This window comes from Parasphingorhabdus sp. (genome assembly GCF_048269915.1).
Taxonomy (GTDB): Bacteria; Pseudomonadota; Alphaproteobacteria; order Sphingomonadales; family Sphingomonadaceae; genus Parasphingorhabdus.
The window spans coordinates 412,906-437,833 of record NZ_JBLWTY010000001.1 but is presented as its reverse complement, the minus strand read 5'-3'; the positions used below and the strand labels follow the sequence as shown (position 1 = coordinate 437,833).

The 24,928-nt window shown below is 57.2% G+C and carries 19 protein-coding genes; 5 read left to right on the top strand and 14 right to left on the bottom strand.

What is annotated here, in order from left to right; all coding sequences use genetic code 11:
• Nucleotides 1-4: 4 nt before the first annotated feature.
• The 10 genes from ACN0WX_RS02025 to ACN0WX_RS01980 all read right to left on the bottom strand — a co-directional run bounded on the left by ACN0WX_RS02025 (nucleotide 5) and on the right by ACN0WX_RS01980 (nucleotide 12,047).
• On the bottom strand, nucleotides 5-631 hold the full coding sequence (locus ACN0WX_RS02025; RefSeq protein ID WP_417620603.1) for a hypothetical protein: 627 nt from the start codon (nucleotides 629-631) through the stop codon (nucleotides 5-7).
• Between the two features lie 116 nt (nucleotides 632-747).
• Complete coding sequence (locus tag ACN0WX_RS02020; RefSeq protein WP_417621188.1) at nucleotides 748-1,740, bottom strand: sterol desaturase family protein; 993 nt, start codon at nucleotides 1,738-1,740, stop codon at nucleotides 748-750.
• A 208-nt stretch (nucleotides 1,741-1,948) separates the two neighbouring features.
• Nucleotides 1,949-3,715 (bottom strand): allophanate hydrolase, encoded by a 1,767-nt coding sequence (gene atzF, locus ACN0WX_RS02015; RefSeq protein WP_417620602.1) that lies wholly within the window; start codon nucleotides 3,713-3,715, stop codon nucleotides 1,949-1,951.
• On the bottom strand, nucleotides 3,712-7,314 hold the full coding sequence (uca, locus tag ACN0WX_RS02010) for an urea carboxylase (RefSeq protein WP_417620601.1): 3,603 nt from the start codon (nucleotides 7,312-7,314) through the stop codon (nucleotides 3,712-3,714). Before uca ends, atzF begins: the two co-directional genes overlap by 4 nt.
• Entirely contained in the window at nucleotides 7,311-7,946 is a 636-nt protein-coding gene (locus ACN0WX_RS02005; RefSeq protein ID WP_417620600.1) for an urea amidolyase associated protein UAAP2, read from the bottom strand. The genes uca and ACN0WX_RS02005 overlap by 4 nt, the downstream gene beginning before the upstream one ends.
• A 20-nt stretch (nucleotides 7,947-7,966) precedes the next feature.
• Nucleotides 7,967-8,791, bottom strand: a complete 825-nt coding sequence (locus tag ACN0WX_RS02000; protein WP_417620599.1) for an urea amidolyase associated protein UAAP1 — start codon at nucleotides 8,789-8,791, stop codon at nucleotides 7,967-7,969.
• Complete coding sequence (locus tag ACN0WX_RS01995; RefSeq protein WP_417620598.1) at nucleotides 8,788-9,276, bottom strand: CopG family ribbon-helix-helix protein; 489 nt, start codon at nucleotides 9,274-9,276, stop codon at nucleotides 8,788-8,790. Before ACN0WX_RS01995 ends, ACN0WX_RS02000 begins: the two co-directional genes overlap by 4 nt.
• A gap of 13 nt (nucleotides 9,277-9,289) precedes the next feature.
• On the bottom strand, nucleotides 9,290-10,108 hold the full coding sequence (locus ACN0WX_RS01990; protein WP_417620597.1) for an ATP-binding cassette domain-containing protein: 819 nt from the start codon (nucleotides 10,106-10,108) through the stop codon (nucleotides 9,290-9,292).
• Complete coding sequence (locus ACN0WX_RS01985; RefSeq protein ID WP_417620596.1) at nucleotides 10,105-10,920, bottom strand: ABC transporter permease; 816 nt, start codon at nucleotides 10,918-10,920, stop codon at nucleotides 10,105-10,107. The genes ACN0WX_RS01990 and ACN0WX_RS01985 overlap by 4 nt, the downstream gene beginning before the upstream one ends.
• Before the next feature lie 41 nt (nucleotides 10,921-10,961).
• Complete coding sequence (locus ACN0WX_RS01980; RefSeq protein ID WP_417620595.1) at nucleotides 10,962-12,047, bottom strand: putative urea ABC transporter substrate-binding protein; 1,086 nt, start codon at nucleotides 12,045-12,047, stop codon at nucleotides 10,962-10,964.
• 212 nt (nucleotides 12,048-12,259) lie between these two features.
• Between ACN0WX_RS01980 and ACN0WX_RS01975 the strand changes: the two genes are divergently transcribed.
• From ACN0WX_RS01975 to ACN0WX_RS01955, 5 genes are all read left to right on the top strand, one after another.
• Entirely contained in the window at nucleotides 12,260-13,315 is a 1,056-nt protein-coding gene (locus ACN0WX_RS01975; protein WP_417620594.1) for an MBL fold metallo-hydrolase, read from the top strand.
• A gap of 17 nt (nucleotides 13,316-13,332) precedes the next feature.
• Complete coding sequence (locus ACN0WX_RS01970; protein ID WP_417620593.1) at nucleotides 13,333-14,346, top strand: MBL fold metallo-hydrolase; 1,014 nt, start codon at nucleotides 13,333-13,335, stop codon at nucleotides 14,344-14,346.
• Nucleotides 14,347-14,377: 31 nt separating this feature from the next.
• A complete protein-coding gene (locus tag ACN0WX_RS01965) occupies nucleotides 14,378-15,307 on the top strand; it encodes a YncE family protein (RefSeq protein WP_417620592.1) in 930 nt (309 codons plus the stop codon).
• 275 nt (nucleotides 15,308-15,582) lie between these two features.
• On the top strand, nucleotides 15,583-16,572 hold the full coding sequence (locus tag ACN0WX_RS01960; RefSeq protein WP_417620591.1) for a sterol desaturase family protein: 990 nt from the start codon (nucleotides 15,583-15,585) through the stop codon (nucleotides 16,570-16,572).
• Nucleotides 16,573-16,762: 190 nt separating this feature from the next.
• Nucleotides 16,763-19,177: a TonB-dependent receptor gene (locus ACN0WX_RS01955; protein WP_417620590.1), complete on the top strand. Its 2,415-nt coding sequence runs from the start codon at nucleotides 16,763-16,765 to the stop codon at nucleotides 19,175-19,177.
• Nucleotides 19,178-19,280: 103 nt separating this feature from the next.
• Here ACN0WX_RS01955 and ACN0WX_RS01950 read toward each other — a convergent pair whose 3' ends face one another.
• From ACN0WX_RS01950 to ACN0WX_RS01935, 4 genes are all read right to left on the bottom strand, one after another.
• Nucleotides 19,281-20,864: a tetratricopeptide repeat-containing sulfotransferase family protein gene (locus ACN0WX_RS01950; protein ID WP_417620589.1), complete on the bottom strand. Its 1,584-nt coding sequence runs from the start codon at nucleotides 20,862-20,864 to the stop codon at nucleotides 19,281-19,283.
• Nucleotides 20,865-21,563: 699 nt separating this feature from the next.
• Complete coding sequence (locus tag ACN0WX_RS01945) at nucleotides 21,564-22,832, bottom strand: cytosine permease (RefSeq protein ID WP_417620588.1); 1,269 nt, start codon at nucleotides 22,830-22,832, stop codon at nucleotides 21,564-21,566.
• Nucleotides 22,833-22,994: 162 nt separating this feature from the next.
• Nucleotides 22,995-23,552 (bottom strand): OsmC family protein, encoded by a 558-nt coding sequence (locus ACN0WX_RS01940; RefSeq protein WP_417620587.1) that lies wholly within the window; start codon nucleotides 23,550-23,552, stop codon nucleotides 22,995-22,997.
• Entirely contained in the window at nucleotides 23,542-24,894 is a 1,353-nt protein-coding gene (locus ACN0WX_RS01935; RefSeq protein ID WP_417620586.1) for a trans-sulfuration enzyme family protein, read from the bottom strand. Before ACN0WX_RS01935 ends, ACN0WX_RS01940 begins: the two co-directional genes overlap by 11 nt.
• Nucleotides 24,895-24,928 lie beyond the last annotated feature (34 nt).

The following is a 24,928-nucleotide window of genomic DNA, read 5'->3' as shown; positions in this document are numbered from 1 at the left end:
TGCCTTATAATTTCTTGCGGAAGGTTGACTTGATCAGCCATGGCTCGAGTATTCGCCCTACAATATAAAGTGTGGCGAAGATCGCTGCCAAAATATAGGCGGCCGTGGGTGAATGTTTTTTATCTTTATCTTTGTCTTCGTCTTTGTCTTTCTCGTCAGGCTTTTCCGGTGCGGGTGCACCCAGCGCTTCGTCCAGCCAGTGCAACTGGAAGTCCTTGTCCGCTTCGTCGTTCTTTTTCGACTTGTCCGCACCTTCCCCGGACTCGCCTGCGGCTTCGATTTTCGAATTTTCGAACTCACCAATAGCGATGGTAGCCTGGGCTAGGGCCAGAAACAGCAGCGGAGCCAGAAAACAGGCCAGCAATGCCGGGCTGGTAAGATTGTATGCGAGTACCGGCCTCCCTTCGCTCTCGACGATACGCAGCGTGCCGCGATTGAACGTTGCCAGCTTGTCCTGGGCGGCGGGATTGTGCTTGCGGAACGTGAGCGTGTCACCTTCGATCTCGTAGACAGTTCCATGCGTCTGGAATAACGGATCGAGCTTTTCAAAAGCATCTTCCGGGGACTGGCGATCTTCCAAGGCAAGCGAGCCCTTGATGTGCCAGATACGCTCGATGAAAGGCAATTTCATTTGCAATTTTCCCAGCCTATGTCCGGAAGAAAGTAAGCCAGTTCTTGCGCCTTGTGCAGGAGCAGACATAGCGCATGTCGAGAGAAGATTACTTCAGGCAGAGGTAAAACAACCGGTTACTCGGCTGGCATGGCAGCCGACGGCTGCCGACGGCCCTGAATCCGCGACTTGATTGACTTATATCCTTCGGTGAATGGGAAGACCATCGTCTCGTTGATCGGCATCCGGCGCCCGCCTTCCATTCCGAGCAGTTCTGCTTCACCGTCAACACAGGTGCCGAAGATGCGGTCGAAGATGATCCACGTGCTGGCGTAATTACTGCGGGTGGCTTCGTAGTCTTGTGAGTGGTGCACGCTGTGGTGCTCGGTGGTGTTGAACAAGAAGAGCCACCAGCGCGGCGTGTTGAAGCGGACATTGATATGCTGGTAGGTGCCAACTGCGAGGCCGATGGCACCGGCGATCAGAAAGGCCCGCGGTATGAAATCGAAGAAGCCGCCGATACCGAGGCCGATAAGAAACAGTTCGACAGGATTACCGACCGCGCCCTTGTTGATATTTAGCTGGGTGATATAGTGATGCGGTGCATGGGTCAGCCACAGCGGATACCAGTTGTGCATGCCGCGATGCATCCAATATTGACCGAAATCGAATATCATCGAGATCAGGAGGGCCTGAACCAGCAGCGGCAAATTCGTAAACCAGGAGAATTTATCCCAGTCAAAAGAGCTCTGGATGGCTTCAATGATAACGCCGTCGCCGATATAATGGTCGACCATGCGAAGTACCGTATAGCCGAGCCCGACATAGAAGAGGTCGGTAGCACATTCCTTCCAGGTAAGACGCCAGCTGTCGTAGCGCGGGTTGACCCATTCCAGGGCCAGTAACAGAATCTTGAAGCTGATGCCGATCCAGATGGCCGTCGAAGCTACAGCGAGGGAATTGGGCGCGTAATACCAGAAAGCAAGCAGGGCGAAGAGCACCGTGGGCTGGAAATATGTGAAGATGAATTGCTTGGCCGGGCCGCCTTCCACCCTGCCAATGTTTTCCCATCCGACGGTGACCGGTGCATCGGCTCCGATAATCCTGTTTCCTACGCGAACTCCGTTCATATCGCCTACCTCATTTAGCTGAGGGCCGAGGCCCAAGAATAGCTGCTGCCCTGTCGGGCAACCGGCCCGGCATTGCAGTATCTCTCCTGTGAACGACTTCTTTTTGCTGTGAGGACTATGGTATCGATATTATCATTTACGTCAAGCGTAATATTTGGCGTTGCCTATGGTCGGCCAATTTTCTCCGAATTGAAGATTAGGAGGCTTGTCAGTCCGCCTTGACGTAGGCGCGCCAGCCTCCGAGATCGGTGATATCTTCCGCCCCTGCCGTAGCGCGAGGCTCGGCGACAAAGCCTTTGACGCTGGTCCCGTCGGCCAGGGTCACCGTCCCTATTGCCAGGGGAGCCGGAACTTCTGCCACGAAGCTACCGAATGCGGCGACATCGAGTTCGTACACTTCGACTTTGATCGCAGCACCATCGTCGCTGTGTATCAGTGCGGGCTTGGGCGGGACGCTATCAGCTATCGCGTAAAGACGATAAGTAGGGGCGGTTTCAAACGCACCGATGAACACGGCGTTGCGCGAGCTCAGCTGCCAATGCAGCGGCATGTCTTTCAAATGGGCACCGACGACGGCAAGTTTCACGTGTTCCATTTTTCCCTCCATGTCGAGTACGGGCGGAGCAGGCAGATCTGCTGCCGCAAGATAAGTTTCGGCCGCAGCAAGCAGGGCCTGATCACTGTCGGCAGGACCAATCAAAGTGATGCCAAAACCGGTCCCGTTCGAACGGCTGCCGGCGGGCACAGCGACTGCTGCCATGTCGAGGAGATTCACGAAATTGGTGTAAAAGCCCAGATTGCTGTTCAGCGCGATCGGCGCAGCGATCAGTTCCGCGACGCGATAAGTTGTGCCGGTGGTAGGAAAAGCGAGAACGTCGATCTTGTCCCAAAGGACGTCCGCATGGCGTTTGAGTTCGGCAAGGCGGTAAATGCCTTTGAAAAGCTCGACCGCGCTGATGGTCAGGCCGGGCTCGACCACCGACCGTACCGTCTCGTCGATCGCGTCTGGGTTGCTGGCCAACAATTCCTGAATGGCTGCCGCCCGTTCAGCGACCCAAGGACCATTGTAAAGGAGGCTCGCCGCTTCGTTGAGGGGTGTGATGTCCAGTTCAACGACTTCGGCATCGGTTCCCAGCCGGGAGATGGCTCGCTCGTATAGATATTCGGACTGGCTGTCGCCGAACCAGGCGCGCTGATCGCGGCGGGGTACGCCGATGCGTTGAGGGCGCAGCGTGATGTCCGCCCGCGGCTTCGAATAGGGGTCGCCCGGATCGAAGCCCGCAAGCACATTGTCCACCAGACGTGCATCCGACACATTGTCGGTGAACACGGTTATGCAGTCGATTGTACGGCATGCAGGCACGAGGCCTCGCGTGCTCCAGCGGCCCTTGCTCGGTTTGAGACCCACCAGGTGATTGAAAGCTGCGGGCACCCGGCCCGAACCCGCTGTATCGGTGCCGAGTGCGAAGCCGACGAGGCCCGCCGCAACCGCAATAGCCGAGCCCGAACTCGAGCCGCCGCTGACATAGGCCAGATTATATGCGTTGCGCGGGATACCATAAGGGCTGCGCGTACCGACCAGACCCGTTGCAAATTGATCGAGGTTGGTTTTCCCGACACAGAGGGCCCCGGCCTCGGTCAGTTTCCCGGCCACGGTTGCAGAGCCGGAGGGGGAATAGGCGTAGGCCGGGCAGGCTGCACTAGTCTCAAACCCGGCGACGTCGATATTGTCCTTTACCGCAAAGGGTACGCCGGCCAGCGAAAGCCGTTCCCCTGCCGCAATGCGGGCGTCGACCTTCCGGGCGGCGGCGAGCATATCGGCGGGTGCAGCGCGGCTGATCCAGATTTGCGGCTGAACAGCGTCATAAGCGGCAAGGCGCGCAAGTGTTTCTTCCGCCACTGCGAGCGCATTTGTTTCTCCGCTATTTACGGCCGCTGCGATCGCTGCTGGGCTTTGCCGGTCGAGCGCGGTCATTGATGCCGCCTCAGCGCCAGCATTGGCGCGCCGGGTTCCAGTGACTGGCGCTCGCGTATATAGAGCGCTGCAATCGTGCCATTGTCCGGGCTTTCGAGCGGGCTTTCCATCTTCATTGCCTCGATCACCGCGATAACGTCCCCGGCCTGGACCTCATCGCCCTCCGCAACCATGAGTTTCCACACGCTCCCTCCAAACGGAGCCTCGATCAGGTCGGTGCCCTCGGGCACTTCGACCGCGGGAGCAATGGGAGCCCCGATTGCGGGGTCTTCTGCTAGCTTGGTAACCCGGTCGAATTCGCCGTTTTGCTGCCATTGAGCTCGCTCGGCCTCGAAGGCGGATTGCCGCGTTGCCTCAAAAGCTTCGATGGATTCGGCGTTGTCAGCCAGGAAAGCACGATGGTCGGCAAGGCGAAATTCCGAATGCTCTATCCGGATTGATCGGCGGCCATTGGGGAAATCTCTTCTCCATTTGGCCAGTTCTTCCGCGCTCACGCTGAAGAAGCGGATTTGATCGAAGAAGCGCAGCAGCCAGGGCTTGCCATCGACGAAGGCATTTGTTTGCCGATAGGTGTTCCATACCTGAATGGTGCGTCCGAATAATTGGTAGCCGCCCGGGCCTTCCATTCCGTAGATGCACATATAGGCGCCGCCGATGCCTACGACATTGGGCGGAGTCCAAGTGCGGGCCGGATTATACTTGGTCGTAACCAGCCGGTGCCGGGGATCAACCGGTGTCGCCACCGGCGCACCGAGATAGACGTCGCCGAGCCCCATTACGAGATAGCTCGCGTCGAAGATAATGTCCTCGACTGCGTCCGCGTCGGGCTGGCCGTTGATACGCCGGATGAATTCGATGTTGTCCGGGCACCACGGCGCGTCGTCGCGGACGGCGGCCATGTATTTTTCGATCGTCTCGATCGTTGCCGGGTCGCGCCAGCTGAGTGGCAGATGCACGATCCGTGAAGGGACCGTAAAATCCTCCAGATCACCAAGTTGATTTTCGGCTTCCATCAAGGCGGCGAGCGCACCACGCTGGTCGAGCACGTCATCGTCGAAATGCAGCTGGAGGGAGCGAATGCCAGGCACGATATCGATCACGCCCGGCAAGGCCTTCTGCTCGAGCTCCCTCATCAGGGCGTGCACACGAATACGCAGTTCTATGTCGAGGACGATCGGGCCATATTCGACCAAGATGTTGCGGTCGCCCTGCTGCCGGTAGACCGTGCGCGGGCGTAGTCCCTGAGCGGGCGTGTCGGCTAGGATCGGAGAAAGATTGGCGATCTCGCGCTTCGGTTCCCCGGTGCAGGATGAGTTAGTGACCAGCGACAGCGGCGCGCGGTTGGCGATTTTGGCATCGTCGAGAGTGATCGGTACAAAGCGGAGGCGGTCGCCCGGGGCGAGTTGGCCAATTTTCCACTGGTCCGCCGCAATCACCACGAACGGACAGACGAATCCCCCCAGCGATGGTCCATCGGGCCCAAGGATGATCGGCATATCTCCGGTAAAGTCAACGGCGCCGATGGCGTAAGGATTGTCGTGGATGTTGGACGGGTGGAGACCCGCCTCACCGCCATCGGCGCGGGCCCACTGTGGTTTGGGTCCCACCAGGCGAACGCCGGTGCGGTTGCTATTATAGTGCACGCGCCAGTCGGCATCGAGGGTCGCGCGAATGTCGTCATCGGTAAAAAAGTCCGGAGCGCCGTGAGGGCCGTATAGGACCCGCAGGGTCCAGTGATTCCCGAAATCCGGTGCCTTGGCAACAGGTGCGGGCATGCTGACATCCGCTCCGGCCAGATGGAGCGTGTCACCTGCAATCAGCCTTCGAGCGGCATGGCCGCCGAATTGGCCAAGTTCGAACGTGCTGCGGCTTTCCAGATAGGGCGGAATGTCGAGCCCCCCCGCAATCAGGATATAACCACGCATACCGCCGCCGGTGACACGCCCGAGCACGAGTGTCTGGCCTGCGGCGATATCGACCGGAACTCCCCGTTCCACCGGCTCATCGTCCAGCCGCGCATCGAAATCGGCCCCGGTGAGGCATATGCATGTGGGTGCGTTGAAATATAGGGTCGGACCGGTAAAGGTGATTTCGAGCCCTGCGGTTCCCTCCGGGTTCCCGAGCCGCTGGTTGCCGATACGAAAGGAATGATCGTCCATCGGACCGGAGGGCGGAACGCCGACCGCCCACAGACCGACCCGCCCCGGCCAGTCCTGAACCGTGGTGGCCGTGCCGCCAGAAACCACGCGGATGCTGTGCGGATGGTAGGCGATCGTTTCCAGTAATCTGGTCGCGACCTGCCCTGACGTGAAACGGTCATCACGCACGACGGCGCGCAGCCAGCGGAGGTTGGATTCAATACCGTCCAAGCGGCTTTCATCGAGCGCGACCTGAATTGCCGAAATCGCTGTCCGTCTTGTATCGGCGTGAACGATGAGCTTGGCGATCATCGGATCATACCATGCGCTGATCATACTTCCGGCCGTGCACCATGTTTCGACCCGAATAGCGTCGGGAAAGTTGAGCGCGGTGATCGTGCCGGTGGTCGGGCGATAGTCGAGCGCAGGATCCTCGGCGTAGAGGCGAACCTGCACAGCATGTCCGCGCGCCACCGGTGGTTCCCGATCCAGGAACGAGAAGTCCCCCGCCCCCCCGCGGATCATCCATTCAACCAGATCAATCCCCATTACCTCTTCAGTGACACCATGTTCGACCTGCAGACGGGTGTTCATTTCAAGGAAGAAGAATTCCTGACGCTCGGCATCGAACAGGAATTCGACCGTACCGGCGGAGAGATAACGGGCAGCTTCGCCCAAGCGAACCGCCGCGTCGATGAGTTTGCGTCGTACGTCGTCGTCTAGTTCTGGCGCAGGCGCTTCTTCGACAACCTTTTGGTTACGCCGTTGCAACGAGCAATCGCGTTCGCCGAGCGGCATGACTCGTCCAGTCCCGTCGCCGAATATCTGTACCTCGATATGGCGAGCGCGGGCGATATAGCGTTCAAGGAACACCCCGGCATCGCCGAAATTCCCCGCACCGAGACGGGCGATGCGGTCCCAGTTCTTGCGCACAGCGGACTCATTCTCACAAATTTCCATGCCAATGCCGCCACCGCCAGCCGTGGCTTTCAGGATGACGGGATAGCCGATCTCGTTCGCGGCGCTTGCGGCCTGGTCCTCGTCGACAAGAAGACCGGTGCCGGGTGCGAGTGGCAAGCCCTGAGCAGCTGCCAGCGCGCGAGCGCTGTGCTTGAGCCCGAAGGTACGGATATTTTCCGGCGTCGGGCCAATGAAAGCAATATCAGCAGCCTCGCATGCCTCTGCAAATTCAGCATTCTCGGCCAGAAAGCCGTAGCCGGGATGGATGAAGCCCGCGCCAGTCGCGCGCGCGGCATTGATGATTGCGGCGATGTCCAGATAGCTTTCTGCTGCAAGGGCGGGCCCGATACAGACGGCTGCATCGGCCTGTGAAACGTGCAGCGAGTCGGCATCGGCTTCGGAATAAACCGCAACCGACCGCATACCCATGCGGCGGACAGTTCGTATAATTCTAGTGGCTATCGCCCCGCGGTTCGCAATGAGGACCGTATCGACGCTCATGCGGAGATGATCATCCGCACCGGTGTAGGATTGAAGCCGTTGCAGGGATTGTTGATTTGCGGACAGTTCGACACGACCACGATGACATCCATTTCAGCGTGCAGGTCGACCGTGAGGCCCGGGGCCGAAATACCATCGACTATCCCCAACGTACCGTCTTCCTCGACGGGCACGTTCATGAAGAAGTTAATATTGGACACAATGTCGCGCTTGCCGCGACCTTCGACTAGATTGGCCTCGAGGAAATTCTCGACACAGGCATGCTGGCTCTTGGTGTGATGGCCGTAGCGCAGTGTATTGGATTCGCAAGAGCAGGCGCCGCCGATCGTGTCGTGATATTCGACCGAAGTGGCGAGGATTGTCATCATCGCTCGGCCTTCGTTTGACAGCAGCACAGTGCCAGCGCGCAGGAATAGATTGCCCTGTGCCGCGACGGTGTCTTGCGCGCTGTAGCGCTCTGCATCGTCTTGGGCCGAATAGAGCAGGAAGTCGACCGCTTGATTGCCTTCCAAATCGACAATACGCAGAGTCTGACCGGCGGAAACATGATGAAGCCACGGTCCCCGAGCGGGTACGATTTGGTCGTGAATAACGGCGCCGGGAAGGCCCTCTAATCCTGGGGGAGCTGTCATTGTAAGGCCAGTATTCCTTCCTAGCGACGGAAATAATCTTCGACGTTTTGAAAGGCGCGCAGGCCCTCCGGCGTAGCATTGCGAATCTGGTCGTCTTCGGACGTCACGGTTCCGCGCCACGCTGAAACACGCAGCGGCGTAACGGTCCAAGCCTCGCGCGAGTCGAGGACGTGCGGGCAATTGGCCATAACCACGACCACATCCATTTCGGCGCGCAGGAGCAGCTCCCGGCCACCCTCGAAGGGACCGATCAGCGGTGTGATGGCCCCATCCGCTTCGATCCGCGTGCCTTTGAATAAATTGATGCACGGGTGGACGTCGCGCCTCTGCAACCCGTATTTTGCTGATCCAAGAATAAGGCGGTCGCGGCTATTGGGAAAGGCACCGCTGTTGTGACCTTCACCATATTTGGCTTTGTTGGTTGCGGCGTTGGACGTGCCGCAAAAGGCGTCATGGGTGCCCGCCCCGTCCTCCAGAATGCTCATCAATACGCGGCCCATATCAGAGAGCAGCAGCTTGCCGGCACCGAGATAGGCATTCCATTGCACTTTCACGGTGTCTGCGACATTGAGTCGTTCGGTTGACATTTCTGCGTTGAAGATGAGGAGCGAGACGCAAGCATCGCCGGCAAGGTCGATCAGGCGCAGGCGCGATCCCCGCGCCAGTTTACGGGTGGCATAACCGCCAGCTGCTATCGTCTCTTCCCACAGCAAGTCTCCGGCGGTCACACCGGCGGGCAAATCGTTCGCGACCGGGGGCAGTACCGGCATGGTGTCCACGATTGTACCCGCCATCGCGCGGGCATGATCGCGGGCCGCCATAGGATCGGCAAGCGGCTTGGTCATGCCGCGACGCCCCTCCGCTTTCGGTCCTTGCCAGTTGCGCCGTCCTGTTCGTGAAGCGGCGGTAGCAGGGCGGTGGTGGTGACAAGCCGTAGCTGATGCACACCGCGAATGCGTCGCAAGGCGTCGCAAAGTTCTTCCAGCCGCACCGCCGGACCCTGCACCAGCAAGACCTCGAGCGACTGGTCATCTTCTAGGAACACATGCTGTGAGGAGATGACTTCCTTCAGATAGTGTAGCTGAGTCGTGGCGAGCTGTTGACGCACGCCTCCATGGTCTCCGCGATAGACCAACGTGATGGTCCCTGCGAGCATTTCTTCGGGCCGGGTGAGCGCTTCGTGCTCCGCCAGCGCATGGCGAATCAACTCGGAGATCAGTTGAGACCGTGACGGGAGGCCCCGCTCTTCGACCATCACGTCGAGATGAAGCAAGAGCTCGGCAGGAAGGCTCATACTGAGTCGGGCTAGTGTTGTGGGTTCGGAGATCATAATCTTGTTCCTCTCAGTTATTATTAGTTCTGTCAACAGTAATACCGCTGACAATTTCGTTGCAGGTCTTATCGCCTGCGTCAACGCAGATATCTTCCGCTAGCGCACCCTTTTTCGTAACTGGAATATCGTAAACCACGGATGCACCGTAGCGGTGCGGAGCGTGCGGATCGTGGCGCGTTTTGTCCACGGCCAACACTCGGGTCCCAAGCAAGAACGCTTCGCGGATGTCGTGCGTAACCATGATTATAGTTAGCGAGTACTCCCTCCACAACCGCGTTATCAGCGCATGCATGTCCGACCGTATGCCGGGATCAAGTGCACCGAACGGTTCGTCGAGTAACAGGATGCGTGGCCGCTTGATCAGCGCCTGTGCGATTGCCAGACGCTGCTGCATGCCGCCTGACATCTGCGCCGGGTAGACATGAAGATTGTCGCCCAACCCAACCGCCACGAGCATTTCTTCGGCCTCCGCTATTGCGGCCCGGCGCCGTGCACCGAATAGGCGACCGGTCAGCGGCGCTTGGGCGCATTCCAGACCGAATAATGTGTTGTCGAGCACGGAAAGATGAGAAAACACCGAGTAACGCTGGAAAACGACACCACGATCTGGCTCGCATTCGGGCTTGAGCGGCACGTCGTCGAGCAGGATGGATCCTCTGGTCGGCGCTTCCTGTCCTAACAGTACGCGAAGCAGGCTACTCTTGCCTGCGCCGGAAGGCCCGATGATCGAGACAAAAGATTCTTCCTCTATCTCGAGTTTGATGCGCTCCAGGACCACCTGGTCACCATATTCTACCCACACATCGCGCAGGCTGAGCACTATGTTCAATGATTTTCTCCATGTGCCCAAGGAAATAAGCGACGGCTGGACCTGGCGAGAAGAAAATCCAAAGTCGCAGCGAGCAGTGCGATCCACGCTACGTAAGGCAGAATTACGTCCATCGCGAGATAGCGGCGGACGAGAAAGATTCGATATCCCAGTCCGATATCGGAAGCGATCGCCTCGGCCGAGATCAGGAATACCCAGGCCGGACCAAGCGACAGGCGTATCCCCTGAATAAGTCGCGGCATGGCCTGGGGCAAGGCGACCCGCAGCATCAGCTGCCAAGTGCTTGCACCCAGAGTCTGTGCCTTGACTATCTGTTCTCTCGGCAAGGCGCCGATATGAGCCGCGATGTCGCGGGTCATGAAGGGCGTGATCCCGATGACGATCAGCGCCACTTTGGCGGTTTCTCCAAGCCCAAAAGCAATGAATAGAATAGGCAGCAGGGCAATCGGCGGGATGACGGCTATTGCTGTAACCAGCGTGCCGAACGTCGCGCGAACCGGCGGCAGGATCCCGAGCATCATGCCCACAAATAGCGCCGATAAAGACGATATGCCCAGCCCGATTCCAAGGCGCTGAAGACTGGCCAGACTATCCGCCCAGAAGAGCAATCGGCCCGAAAGCTGATCGGGTTCGAACAGCAGCGCCCACATCGCCTGAACCATCGCTCCGGGCAAGGGGAATATCTTGTCGTCGGGATTGATTGCGTGGCGGTCGGCCGCAACCAACAAGTAGATCACTACTAACAACAGGATGGGAATAGCCCCCAAAAGCGAACGGTTGCCCCGACCTATGCGGCGATTCACCCAGCGCATGATACTCCTATTTCAATCTAGAGGTTGACCGTATCAGCACATCACAGCGCCCCATCGGCAGCCATTTGCATGTATCTCTCGTCGAAACGCAAGTTGATGTTCTCGGGATCACCCAATGTTTTGCCACCCGGAAAAGCCATGCCTACAGCATCAGCGGATTTCGCGCCCTGACCGAATAGTCCCTGCGAGAAACTGAAATCGCGCACGCGGGTCATGGTCTCGATCAGTGCCTTGTCCGACGTGGCAGCGACCGCCGACTTGGGATCCGCATACAGGTAGGTGGTCGCAAGCTGTCCCTCAAACAGTTCTGGCGTTGTGCCTGCGAGTGCAGCCATTGCCGCTCGTGCCGCCGTGCCTTCCTCGTCCTGCCTTTGCATCAGCGCAGTGGTCTCATACCAGATTCCAGCGAGCGCCTTGCCGAGATTGGGATTGGCCTCGAGCGTTGCGGTGTCGACGACCAGAAGGTCGAGAATTTCGCCAGGAATGTTGGCTGAACTGAACACCAGCTTCGCGCCTGGCGCCTGCTTCATCGTGGTCAGCTGTGGGTTCCAGGCGACCGCCGCCGTCACATCCTTCGACAAGAAAGCGCTGGCTATATCCGCATCCGAAGTATTGACGGTGCTGACATCGGTCATCGACAGACCGATCGCATCCAGTGCGCGCGCCAGCAGATAATGAGAAACCGAAAGTTCAACGAGATTGATCTTTCGCCCCTTGATCGCGTGCAGGCTGTCGGCGCCTTTTAAAAGCACGCCATCATTGCCGTTCGAATAGTCGCCAACGATGATTGCGCTGGTGTCCTTGCCCCCTGCAGCAGGGATAGTGAGTGCGTCCATATTGGCAACGGTGACGCCGTCCAGCTGCCCTGCGGTATATTGATTCACCGATTCAACATAGTCGTTGATCTGAACGATATTGATTTCAATGCCGTATTTGTCTGCCCATTTCTTCACGATGCCAGCCTGTTCGGCATATGGCCATGGCATCCAGCCAGCATAGATTGACCATCCGATGTTGAATTTGGTGCTCGGCACCGCCGTTTCCTCCGGCGTTGGCGAGCAAGACGCTACGATGAGCGCGCATGCCAGCATTGCAAATGCCCCCGCGCGACGGATTCCGTTGAACATGATTCGACTCCTTTCGCAGATGCAGCATTGCTGCAAAAAGAGTCGTTGTCCATCTAAATTTATTACTGTTGATATATTTAGTAATATCCGTATGTTTGTTGAGTACGCGTACCGAATCATCTTCGATCCGGGGTCAGGCGCGGCGTCTTGGGAGAGTATGCATCGAAAGCGGTCGGTTAACGCCGCACTGGAAGGCTTGTCAGGAGTATTCGATGCCGCAAGCGCAGACTATTAATCCGACCTTTTCCGGCAACGGCAATCCTGACCTGGGTTACAATCCCCCCGGTGTCCGCAATACCGATTCTGCCGTGCCACTGCACCGTAAAGAGCCTGTGACCCATGACTATAATTGCGAGGGCCCGGCTCCGGGCAAGCTTGCCTTCCGCTGGATCTATGGCTCGAACGTCGCGGCCAAGAACCGCGATCCCCGGGTGCAGGTCATGCAGTATAACGAGGACACGTTCGTTCTGCGACAAAATGTCTGCGTGCATTGGGAGGCCCCCTTCACCTACCTGTTGTTCGGCAACCAGAGTGCCTTGTTAATAGACAGCGGCGCGACCGCCGACGCGCAGCACTATCCGCTACGCGAGACGATAGATGCGATCATCACCCGCTGGGGGCAAGCTAGAGGGCGCAGCAAGCTACCGTTGACCGTCGCCCTGACTTCTGGCGAAGACGTTGCCCAGAACCAGGGGCTGGCCCAGTTTGCCGGACGACCGGATACGACGATCGTGCCGAAGCCGTTTGATGTGATGAAGCGGCACTATGGCTTTCGAAAAAGCTGGCCGTCGAGTAAGGGAGCGATCGATCTGGGCGATCGAGTGATTGAGGTGATTCCGACTCCCGGCACGCACAAAGACGGTGTAACCTTCTACGATCCTTACTGCAATTTCCTGTTCACTGGCGACCTGTTGTTTCCCGGCCGGATCAACGTGAGCAATGACGGCGACTACATTGCGTCGCTTGAACGGTTGAAAGCCTTTGCCGCGCGTCAATCCGTAAGATGGGTGCTGGGCGGGCATATCGACATGATGTTCGTACCGGGCAAGTTCTACCCGCGATTTGCGACCTATAAACCTTATGAGAGGGTGTTGCAGCTCACGCCGGACCTGATTGAAGAAGCGCTGCAATATGCGCGCGAGGTCGCGGGCCGGGACATGATGCTCATCCGGCCCGATTTCGTGCTCTTCAACGGCGTCAGCCCCGACCAGCGGACGCGCGTCTGGCCCGAAGGCGTGCCCAATATCGACCCGCCCCATCCATTCTAATGGTAGAGAGGATTTCCATGGATCGCCGTACCTTTCTTTCTTACAATGCCATGGCTGCTGCCGTTCCGGTCGTCGGAACTGCATTGACCACGTTCAGCGGAGCCGCATTGGCCGTCACCCGTGCAGAGCCGATAGACTTCAAGAGCAATCTGCCCGCGCCGGGAGGCTTTCCCGACCGGTGGATCTGCGGTTCGCCATCGTGCATGGACAACATAGATCCGCCGGTTCATGTCCACTGGTATAACGCGCACACTGCGATTCTGCGACAGAACAAGGCCTACAGCTACGAAGCCCCGTTCGCGCCACTCTATTTCGGCAACGACCGTGTCCTGCTGCTCGATGAAGGTTTTACCCAGCTGCGCAATGACTGGGACCTGCGCGGTGTGGTAGACGAATGCATTGAGGACTGGTGTACTCGCAACGGTCGGAATCCGGAGAGTCTGGAACTGCTGGTCGCCTTCAGCCATCTCCACGCCGATCACTACGCTGCGGTCAATCAGTTCGCGGACCGGCCGAACACGCGCTACATGGGCCTGACCCACGAGGAGATGGTCGGCTTCTGGGGTATGACCAATTTTCCGGGAGAGCGCGTTACGCTTGATCTGGGCGGGCGCGATATCCTGATCTGGGGCTCACCCGGCCACGTGGTTTCGGAATTTGCTTATTATGATACCTACACCCAGATTCTCTATACTGGCGATATGTTCTATCGCGGTCGCTGCTACATTACCTACTGGGAGCCCTGGTTCGACAGTATGAAACGGCTGATCGAATTTGTTGACACGCATCCCGTGACCCACGTCATGGGTTGCCACGTCGAGATCAGCAAGGATGGCGAAGACTATCCTTACGGACTTACGTACCAGCCAAATGAGGCTCCAGTACAGATGACCGTGCAGCAATTGCGCGAGGCTTTCGCCTATGCGCAGAAGATCACCGCGCCGGGCATCTATTTCACCGGTACGGTTTTCCTCTGCAACCAGACGCGCAGCACAACCACGATCGACATCAACCCTTATCGTTACAAATGAGCTGATCCCGGCTCTTCGCAGGAGTATTCGCATGAACCGATCATTTGCCTTCACGCTGCTTTTCGTCGCGGCCTGCTCTCCAGCAATGCAGAAATCTGCGAACTACACCGAGCAAGCGCTTGATGTGCCCGGCTTTGCCGATTTTCTGGCAGTCGATGGTGATACTGTATGGACCACCAATGACGGACGGGTTGAACAATGGTCGACGGACGGAAAGCTCGCTTCGGTAGCGATTCCTCGTCCGTGCGGCACGATGGCTGTGGCCTCCGATTCTCTGTGGGTGGCAAATTGCGAAGGCGGAAACCTGTACCGGATCAACATCGAGACAGCGGAAGTGGACAAGATCATTCCCACCGGTATTGCCAACCCCAAGGGTGAGACAAATGTTGTCGCAGGCGCCGGCTCGATCTGGGTTCCGAGCGACGCGGATGGAAAAATCTCCCGCATAGACCCGGAAACGAATGCAGTTGTCGCAGCCATTGATGTTGTCCCGGGAACATTTTTCCTTGCTTTTGGGTATGACGCGCTATGGGCGGTCAGCAGCGACAAGCAATTGCTTCAGCGGGTCGACACGGCGACCAATTCGGTGACCGGTACGGCCGAACTCGGCAAACAACCAGGTTTTCTCGCCGCTGGCGAAGGAGGCGTCTGGGTTCAGGAGCAGGGTGACGGAACGGTTGCGCGGATTGATCCCGACACCGTCGTGCTTGCCGGTCGCACGAAAGTGGGCGATAATTTGGTATATGGTGACATCGATGTGGGCGGAGGCAAGGTCTGGTTGAGGACCACCGACGATCAAACTTTTGTAGTAATCGACGCGAAGACGATGGAAATCCTGACACGCGCCGGGGATGCAGCGGGTAGCGGTGCCCTTCGTTATACGCCCAGCGGCATCTGGACGTCAGCGCACGACGTGCAAACGCTATCCTGGTGGACCGACACCGACAGCGTCGCTGAATAGGGAATCATGCTCCCAGTCGACCGCGACTCACAATGCGCTGATCGTAAATTCACAGTTTTGGATAACGGTTAATAGCGTGTGTCGCAGCGCTGACTGGCACTGGATTTCCAGGCTTTTGAGGCCTGTTCTTGCTGCACGATTACCGCCTTAATTATTACTCTTGACGCATTACGTAATATCTATATCGTATGCATTGTCGCCATTGAGAACGACGTCAGACAGGGGGAAGAAAACCTGAGGCATTGAGCCGATTTCCGGCTTGGTAGGGGTTTTCTATGGTTCGACTGTCGGATTTTGACACAGCATCACAAAATGAGCCGGCCACTGCCACGGCCGCTTACTCAGACCAAATATCCGCTCGTAATCGGGACGAGAGTCAGATCCAGCGGACACTGATCAACCTTGTGCCTCCCGCCACGTTGGTCGCCGTTATCCTATTCTGGATGTTTGCGCCGAGGTCGGTGACTGAAAGCCCCTGGTCAATTGTGGTTGCTGGCCTAGCCGTGAGTTTCTTCGTTTTGGGTCTGGAACTGATCCTCGAGCGTCACGAAGGCTGGCGCCTGACGCGCAAGGAATTCGCTACCGATCTCTTCTATGTGATTCTCACCTACACCGCGATCGGCTGGGCAACGGAGACGTTCGCTGACGGGCCGCTCGCATCCCTCAAGGAATCGCTCGGTATCACAACGCCTTGGTTGATCCAGATGCCATTTTTGGTGCAGGCTGCTCTGGTGGTATTCCTGGTCGAATTCGGCCAGTATTGGATGCACCGTCTGATGCACGACTGGTATCCGGCCTGGCTGACCCACGCGCCGCATCACCACATCACCCAGCTCAACGCGATGAAGGGGGCAGTAGGCAATCCGATCGAGCTGTTCCTGATCAGTCTCAGCGTGGTCGCGCTGTTTGACTTTGACACCCCAGCATTGTTTTGCGGCTTCAACCTGCTTGGCGTGATATCCACATATGCCCACGCCAATGTCCGTTCGGACCCGCCGCTGTTCTATTCCTACATCTTTACCACGATCCGGCACCACAGCCTGCATCACACAGCTTTGAGCTACGAAGATACGCGGTGCAATTACGGGAATTCTCTCATTTTGCTTGACCGTATTTTCGGCACCTATCGCGAGGGCGAGTCCGAGATTGTGGGGCAGGACGAGCGCAAGCGATTGTCGATCTACGAGCAGTTCATCTTCCCGTTTCGACCGCTGATCGAGAAGTACAAGGGAAAACGGAACAAGCCGGCATCGGCAGATAATTAGAGGGGAGAAAGCATGGGAATGTAAGTTTGGGATCGCAAAATTAGGCGGAATCGGAACCCCCTGATTTTAGAAGCGGCGGCCTGGAATCCGAATAACGAGAAGCAGGCAACACGGAAGATCCTCAACATAAAGCGTCAGGATGGACAACGTACGTCTGGCCCCCGGGGGCATAAAATGAGGGATTAGAATAATGATAAAGGACGCAAAACTTAAGATCGGGCTGCTTTCGGCGACGATGTTGACCAGCACCATGTTGGTCACACCGGCTATCGCACAGGATGCGGGGGAAAATATGGCCGCTGACGACAGCGACAGCGGCGATGTGATCGTTGTCACCGCAACACGGCGTGAGACGACACTCCTGGAAACCCCGGTCAATATTTCGGTTATCGGTACCGAGGAGCTAGAGCGGAACAGGATAGACGACGTCCGCGATCTCGCCGACTTTACACCCGGCCTAACAATTTCGGACACTGGCCCCGGCTCGACAGGGTCGATCGTACTGCGCGGTCTTAATGCGTCGGACGTGGGTGATGCCGGAGCGAATTTTGATGATGCGTTGGGCGTCTATCTAGGCGAAGTTCCGCTTTATTACGATTTCAAGCTTATTGATATCGAGCGTGTCGAGACGCTGCTAGGGCCGCAAGGGACGCTATACGGTCTTGGTACATTGGCCGGCGCGATCCGCTACATTCCAAACCGTCCGAATGTGAGCGAGATTGAAGGCGAAGCGCACGGACGCGTTTATACAAAGGCTCATAGTAGCGATATCGGTTACCAGCTGGACGGTATGATCAACCTGCCGATCGTCGAGGATCATATCGCCTTCCGTTCGGCCACGGGCTATTATTTCGATCCGGGCTTCATCGACTATACAACACTGGTGCAGGAGCCAGGCGTTTCCCTGCCGCAGCCGGATGGCCCAGATAGTATTTCTGACGCTGGCTATGCCGCAAATCTCTTCGAACTTGAGGACCTCAACTTTGAACGGACTTTTGCGACACGCAACCAGTTGCTCTTCCAGACCAGCGAAGACCTGAAGTTGATTCTGACCTATGCCTACCAGCAGACCAAGACCGATGGCGGGCAATCGAATAGTGCAGGGGTGCTCGGGACCGGGCGTTACGAGAATGCCAGCCGTTTTATCGAACCGGTTAACCGTGATGCTCATCTTGTGAGTGCCGAGATCAATGCCAATATCGAAGACATCTTCGATATTGTTGCCACCGGTGCCTATACTGAAGTCAAATTCCGGGGTGAGGCCGACGTCACCGATCTGTTGCTCGATCTTGATTATGATTATGAGTTGTTCCCGGCATTTGCCGCCTGGAATGAATCAAACACCACTCGCAAGCAGAAGAACGCCGAGATTCGCTTTGTTTCACGGCACGGAGGCCCATTTAGCTGGGTCCTTGGCGGATTTTACAATGAGAATGAATATCAGAGTGACTATGCGGAACATATTCCAAACCATCCATGGGTAGATGCCGTATCAAATCCTGAAGCGCTTGAATATGTCAGCTATGTCACATCGAAAGTCACCGAAAAGGCAATATTCGGCGAAGGCACGTTCGAGGTAACTCCAGAATGGCAGGTTACCGCCGGCGCGCGCTATTTCAAATATACATCCACCATCGCTGGCGCGGCAGCGCTGCCGGTGCTCGGAGATCCGCTCAGTCCCTATGATCTGCCTGCGAACGGCGGTGACGCCGGGAAAGACGGCTGGGTGTGGAAGTTCAACACGTCCTATAATTTTACACCGAACCTGATGGTCTATGTCACCTACAGCAAAGGTTATCGCATCGGCGGTCCGAACCGGGTCGCCCCCTGTCCGGATAACATCACACCTGGCCAGCAGATCATCTGCGCCCTGCCGGACGAATTGCAATATGGACCGGACACGACCAAGAATCTAGAACTTGGCTTGCGCACGCAATTGTTTGAAGACATGCTGTCGTTCAACTTCAATATCTTCCAGGTCAAATGGCAAGGCATCCAGGTCAACTCGGCTACGCTCTATGGTGCGACGGGCATTACCGTGAATGGTGGCTCGGCCGAGTCGCAGGGTTTTGAAACTTCTTTTCGGTTCAAGCCAACGCCAGAACTGTCGATCCAGGGGACATATTCCTATACCGATGCCAAGCTGACCGAGGATGTGCCTGGTATCATCACCATTCGCGAGACACCGGGGGATTATTCCAATCGGTTCGTCCAGCTTGACGCTTTATCCGGTGATCGCCTGCCAGGCTCGGCCAAGAACACGGCCAGTCTGGGTGTAACCTATGTCACGCCGGTCATGGATGGAGATCTTATTGCGAACTGGACGGCAACCTATCGCGGAAATGTTGTGTCGCGGATCGGTTGGGATCGCGCCTATGGCGATAAAATCCCAAGCTATATCCTGAACCGTGCGTCGATCACCTACGATACCGAAAGATTTGCTCTCGGCCTTTTCGTAGATAATATTTTCGACAAATATGCGGTGGTGTCGGTCGCCAACGATCGCTCTCGAATTGGTGTTAATGATGGTGTCGCCGTGCGCTTTTACCGACAGGCAGTCGTCAATCCGCGAACCATCGGTATCGAAGGACGGATAAAGTTCTGATCGCCTGATTTCACGATTGAGGAGGAAGGGGCACTTGCCGGAAACGGCAGGTGCCCCTGTCATATCAGCAGCACGTTTCGCTAGGACCTTCACTGGCGCGGCGCTATTCTACGGCGATCCCCTCCTCCTCGAAAAAGGTCCGCGCTGGCTGCAGCGCCGTTTCGTGCGAACGCCACCTGCCAATCGCATCAGCATTGATTGGCCGCCGAACCTGGGCGGCGCTGGGTGTCGCCACGGCGGCCCTGTTTTCGTGGAAAGTCAGGCAGGTCTCGTCCCAGTCGAGGCTGCAATATTCTAACAACCGCCGGGTCTGCCCTTCCTGGTCCGCGACCAGTTGTTCGTAGGATAGCTGCAGCACCAGTCCCGGGAACAATTTGTCCCACATGTTCATCAGCCGGTCAAAGCGCGTATAATAGCGCGCCGTGTCCAAAAGATCGTAGGAATAGGCGTAATAAGCGGACTGGCTGGCAAAGAGATTCTTGTAGTTGCTCCAGACACTGTCCATCGGATTGCGGCGCAGGCACACGATTCTCGCATTGGGCAGAGCCCGCGCGATATGACCGATATAGAGGAAATTGGCAGGTAATTTGTCGGTAAACCGGGTGGTGCCTTCGTGCCGGTGGTGGCGGGCCTGGGCGAGGTACGTCTCACCGATCCTGGCCGGGTCGATCTTGCCACTCGCCTCGACCGTTTCCCTGTCGATGACGGTACGGGACGACGTTGCCGCCAGTCGCTTGACCGCGAGCGGCATGGCCTGAAGTTCTCCCGCCGATCCCACATCGCGGTGCGAGGAAAGAATTCTGTCCACGAGCGTCGTCCCGGTGCGGGGCATCCCGACCACAAATATCGGCGCTTTGTCGGGATTTCCTGTGCCCGGCAAGAGGGTATGATTGCGCTCGGTGAACAAGGTCTCGATCGCGTCGAAAATCGCTGCATCCTGGTTGAAATCATATCCTAGCGAGAGCTTATGCTCGTCGTTCGCGGCCGACAGATGGGTGAACGCCTCCGGATCGCCAATGTCTTCCAGTTCCTTTGCCAGTGCATAACGGATACGCAGCCCGTCGTCTTGCCCCTGTGCTTCGGCGAGAGCGACTTTCAACCTGGATATATGGTTGGATTGCAATGTCTGGCGGGCGGCAATGGCGAGGGCATAATGGGCGCGTGCGTTGCCGGGATCTACAGCGAGAATCGCCTCATAATGCCTGTTGGCTTCCTCGACCCGGCCGGTGAAGCTGCTCGCTGCCGCGAGGTTGTAAAGATAGTCGATATTGTCCGGTTCGGCGGCTACCGCCGAACGAAAAGGTTCGACTGAACCCTCATGGTCACCGAGACGGGTGAAAACGCAGCCAATCGTATCGAATGTACGCGCGTCTCCGGGTGCCAGCGCCATCGCCCTTCGCGCCGCATCGGCGGCATCGCCATCGCGTCGCAGCAGGATAAGCAGCTTGGCCAGTTGGGCCAAATGTTCTGCCTCCGGTCCGCGATCTACTGCAGCCTCTATGAGCGGTACGGCCTTGGCGATCTGGCCAGCTTCGGCGGCAGCAACCCCCATCAGAAAATAGCCTGTAGGCTGATCCTTGTCCGCCATGACCAGCGATCTGGCCGCGACCGCAGCTGCCGAAAGGTCGCCGCGCTTCAGGGCTTCCCTCGCTTGCTCTTCTAGCGTCAAAGCTTGCTCGCGGACCATAGATTGTTGGAAATCTTGGCTGGCTCGGGATGTGTCGATCGGGCTGTGGCTGGGAAGCATTCCATTGGTTTGTCATATTAGCCGCTAAGCGGGTGCTGTCAAAGCAAACTGGTTGAACGGAAAAGGCCTAGCGGGCCGGCCTGTGAGAACAGGGATAGCGTTTTGTCTCGCTACTTCAGCCTGTCAGCTTAGGCCATGCGCCCAGTGCCATGGCCGATGCCGTGCCGGGAGAAATCATGCCGAAATTTCCAGGTGCCGGCGGAAACAGATATTGCCAAAAAACGAAATCTGGAGAGGTAAAAATGTTAGAATTTGCCGATTCCGCTAGTGCTGGTGCTGGGCAACGTGAATGTGGGCAAGTAGATGTCATTGCAGTCGATGTGGTTAGCCAAAAGTATGACGCGAGACCAGCTCGCTTGCGCAGATCAGGGTAGGCTCCGAACCCGGGAAAAGGACCATTCGGCATCAGCGGTACCGAAATGCTATCAAAGCTAATCATCACCGACAAGCTGCGATCATATCACACAGCATTTCGAGAACTGCATGCTACGGCTGAACATATCGACAACGAACGCACAAAAAATTTGCATCGACCCCGTTAATGTGCCGATGCCATTGTCAGCCCCTTTCAATTCACCGGAGCGAATTTATCTCTACCGGAATATATTGTGCGTTATGTCCCAATATCCGGGAAATTCGCTAGCCAGCCAATTTCAGAAGAGGGCTCCGGCGAATCCTGCAAAATAGAAAGTAACTCGCAGCAGCAGTCACCATGGAGTCGATCGCGGAAATGCCGGAAAGTGTAAAAAAGTCCATCCGCGCAGCAACCGCAATCGCAATGCCGAGGGCCCAACAGGCAAATGCTCCATAGTTAATTTTTTGTACCGTCCCGGTATAATCGTCCTTCTTTGCCCCGGTGACCATGAAGTCCGCGATGTAAATGCCGGCGATGGGGGGAATGCTGACCCCAAGCATCACGAGGAATTCTATCAACATTTCCGTCAGACCTGACATCGCAAATAGCACTCCACCGATTCCCGCGGCGACAATGATCACCTTCAAATTCCGGTACGCAAGGAAGTTTGCCGCGCTGAGAGATGCGAAATAGAGGTTGCCGGAGTTAGTTGCCCAAGCCTTGAAGACGAGAAGCACAAGCGCCGGTATCCCGAGGCCCAGAGTGGTCATGATGATCGTCAGATCGTGCTGACGTGTCACGATACTGGGGATCATGGCAAGCATGAGAATACCCGGCATCGCGATGGTATAGGTTATCAATGCGGCCAGGCACGCCCCCTTTGGCGTTCTCGAAAAACGGCAGAGGTCGGGGAAAATCGTGACTGCGACAGCATAGCCCCCGACGATGGCAGAGATTCCGTCTCCCAATGTGGCCTTGCCCATCCCGTCCTCTGCCAGCGCGCTATAGTCGCCTTGGTTCAGGGTCAAATATACCGTGTAGGCGATCAGGGCTGCGAGCAATGGAACGGTCAGTTCCGACAGGCGCTGCAGGGCTCGAAAGCCGAAGAGCGTGGTCATGACCATCAGCATGCCTCCCATCGCGATATAGGCCGGGAGTGGCAGGAAATCCCAGGACTGTACTACAAGCACCTCGCGCAGGCTTTGTCCGAACACCTCGGCGGTGACACCAAACCATCCAAGGCAGGCCACCGCCAGAATTCCGCTCACGAACCGGCCGCCAACCGATCCGAAGGTCCCGCGAACGATCATCGCCGTGCTCAGACGAGTCTTCGCACCAATGGTTCCGGTCGCCATGGCGATAAGTGTAAGGATCGCCCCGCCCACCACGATCGACAGCACGCCGTTTTGAAACCCGAGCGTAAATCCGATATCCGCGCCAGTGATGAAGGCGGGAAGCGCGATGATGATGCCGATGATCACAACCGCTATCCGAAGACCGGACACGGTTTCTTCGGGAGGGACCTCTTCGAAGGCGAAATCGTCATCGGCCATGGAATCTACCCGAACAAATGCAAGTGTCTGATGTAGACCACAAAGATCGACGTGCGGCAATTGCCAGTTCGATTCTCGTCATCGAAACGCGCATGTTAAACTGACAAGCCAGCTTCGCTATGATCGACCTACGTCCGCCGGACAAAGGGATGATGCAGGCCATCAGCTGCGATCGCCTGAGCGCAGGGGCAGAATTTCCCCGTGAAGCTTCACCGGCTGTGCCAGAGTCATGGCATTGGGGCTGTGGCTTTCCGCTTGACGCATGAGCGCCTCGAATTCGTCGGGAGCCGCATCGCCGCAAACCTCGATCCGATAATGAAGATCGGAAAAGCCTACCGAACTGCTGCCACCGGCACCCAGAAAACCGCGCAGATCGAGGTCTCCTGTGACATGGATGACGGCCGTTTCCAGCTGGATATCCTGAGCGGTGGCTCCCGATACAAAGGCCATCATCAGACAGCCCGCGAAGCCGGAGAGAAGATATTCCTGGGGGTTGGGCGCATGATTTGACCCCAATAGCTGGCGCGGCTCGTCAATGGACCAGGAAAAGGTCCGGCTTACGGTATGCGGACCAACCTTCATCGGAGCGGTGGACGCCTTGCTTCGCGCACCGCTCTGCCACTCCAGGTCGACGGCATATGAAGCGCATGCCTCCTCTGGCGACGATTCCACCTCGTTGACGAATTCACTCAGCGCGCAGACGGAGATGCTATTTTTCATTGACCGTTTCTCTTCCCGAAAAAATGATATTGAACGATTGGTCCAGATCCTGGATCAGATCCTGCGGATCTTCGATCCCTGCAGATAACCGGATACATCCTGGCATGATCCCCATCTCCGCGCGTTGTTTCGCGGTAAAACTGGAATGGGAAGAATTGAACGGCAGGCTGATCAGGCTTTCGACGCCGCCGAGACTGGTGGCGCTGCGCGCCAGCTTCATGTTGTCGACCAGCCGCAACGCGGCTTCATCGCCACCTTCGATCTCAAAGGTGACATTCCCCGTGCCGCAGCGCATTATCTCTTTCGCCAGGCGATGATCGGCGTGGCTGGCGAGCATGGGATGGTAGACCTTGCGCACATGGGGATGCGTTTCGAGATAGGAAGCGACGACAAGCGCCGTCCGCGCGTGAGCCTGCATGCGAATGGCGAGCGTTTTCAGTCCGCGCTCCAGCAGGAAGCAAGCATGGGGATCGAGACAGCCACCGAAATTGAGCATCCGCGCCCATATTTGATCGACCAGCTTCCGTTCGCCGAGTGCAACACCGGCCACGAGGTCGCTATGACCATTGAGATATTTTGTCGCCGAATGCACCACCACATGGGCTCCGAACTGAAGGGGCTTGGTGACGATCGGCGTGGAAAAGGTGGCATCGACAACAAGACGAATACCGCGGCGAGCGGCAATTTCGCCGAGGCGCCTGAGGTCGACAATCTTGAGGAGCGGATTGGTGATCGTTTCGAAGTAGAGGATCTGGGTGTTGGGCTGTATGGCCGTTTCGATCGCGGCATAGTTTCGCGGATCGACGAGCGTTGCAGACATGCCCGTGTTGGGCAGTTCCATATTCAGGAAATTATAGGTGCCGCCATAGAGTTCGTTCGATGCCACGACGTGCCCGCCCGGATCGAGCAGCGCCATCAGGGTCGTGGCGATCGCGGCCATGCCGGAGGAAAACACCACCGCAGATTCGGCACCTTCGAGCGCGGCGAGCTTTTCTTGCACGGACCACTGGCTTGGGTTTCCATATCGCGTGTAGATGAACCGGTCGCGGGCATAGCCTTGCGCGAAGGACCGGTACTGGTCGTCATTCAACAGGAACGTCGTCGATTGATAGATCGGTGTGCCGACACATCCGGTGGCCGTGTCGTTCCCGCTTCCCGCATGGACGGCCAGTGTCTCATCTGAGAGTCCCTCGATATCAAACCTATCTGTATGAGGTCCGGATTTGCGTTTGCGATCCATCGACCCTAACCAGCCGGCGGCGTCCGAATTTATCCCCGCTGAGCGGCCATCACCGCGAACGGGCATGACCCGATCGCTGGAATATGCGTCCTTGCAAACCATCACCAGCTCCCTCAATTGCGATCCGGCAGGCAAA

Coding starts and splice junctions, on each gene's coding strand:
- uca (WP_417620601.1), bottom strand. CDS start 7,314: ATGAGCGTCGATACGGTCCTCATTGCGAACCGCGGGGCGATAGCCACT.
- ACN0WX_RS02025 (WP_417620603.1), bottom strand. CDS start 631: ATGAAATTGCCTTTCATCGAGCGTATCTGGCACATCAAGGGCTCGCTT.
- ACN0WX_RS01950 (WP_417620589.1), bottom strand. CDS start 20,864: ATGGTCCGCGAGCAAGCTTTGACGCTAGAAGAGCAAGCGAGGGAAGCC.
- ACN0WX_RS01945 (WP_417620588.1), bottom strand. CDS start 22,832: ATGGCCGATGACGATTTCGCCTTCGAAGAGGTCCCTCCCGAAGAAACC.
- atzF (WP_417620602.1), bottom strand. CDS start 3,715: ATGACCGCGCTCGACCGGCAAAGCCCAGCAGCGATCGCAGCGGCCGTA.
- ACN0WX_RS01995 (WP_417620598.1), bottom strand. CDS start 9,276: ATGATCTCCGAACCCACAACACTAGCCCGACTCAGTATGAGCCTTCCT.
- ACN0WX_RS01960 (WP_417620591.1), top strand. CDS start 15,583: ATGGTTCGACTGTCGGATTTTGACACAGCATCACAAAATGAGCCGGCC.
- ACN0WX_RS01955 (WP_417620590.1), top strand. CDS start 16,763: ATGATAAAGGACGCAAAACTTAAGATCGGGCTGCTTTCGGCGACGATG.
- ACN0WX_RS02005 (WP_417620600.1), bottom strand. CDS start 7,946: ATGACAGCTCCCCCAGGATTAGAGGGCCTTCCCGGCGCCGTTATTCAC.
- ACN0WX_RS02000 (WP_417620599.1), bottom strand. CDS start 8,791: ATGACCAAGCCGCTTGCCGATCCTATGGCGGCCCGCGATCATGCCCGC.
- ACN0WX_RS01935 (WP_417620586.1), bottom strand. CDS start 24,894: ATGGTTTGCAAGGACGCATATTCCAGCGATCGGGTCATGCCCGTTCGC.
- ACN0WX_RS01985 (WP_417620596.1), bottom strand. CDS start 10,920: ATGCGCTGGGTGAATCGCCGCATAGGTCGGGGCAACCGTTCGCTTTTG.
- ACN0WX_RS02020 (WP_417621188.1), bottom strand. CDS start 1,740: ATGAACGGAGTTCGCGTAGGAAACAGGATTATCGGAGCCGATGCACCG.
- ACN0WX_RS01970 (WP_417620593.1), top strand. CDS start 13,333: ATGGATCGCCGTACCTTTCTTTCTTACAATGCCATGGCTGCTGCCGTT.
- ACN0WX_RS01940 (WP_417620587.1), bottom strand. CDS start 23,552: ATGAAAAATAGCATCTCCGTCTGCGCGCTGAGTGAATTCGTCAACGAG.
- ACN0WX_RS01980 (WP_417620595.1), bottom strand. CDS start 12,047: ATGTTCAACGGAATCCGTCGCGCGGGGGCATTTGCAATGCTGGCATGC.
- ACN0WX_RS01975 (WP_417620594.1), top strand. CDS start 12,260: ATGCCGCAAGCGCAGACTATTAATCCGACCTTTTCCGGCAACGGCAAT.
- ACN0WX_RS01965 (WP_417620592.1), top strand. CDS start 14,378: ATGAACCGATCATTTGCCTTCACGCTGCTTTTCGTCGCGGCCTGCTCT.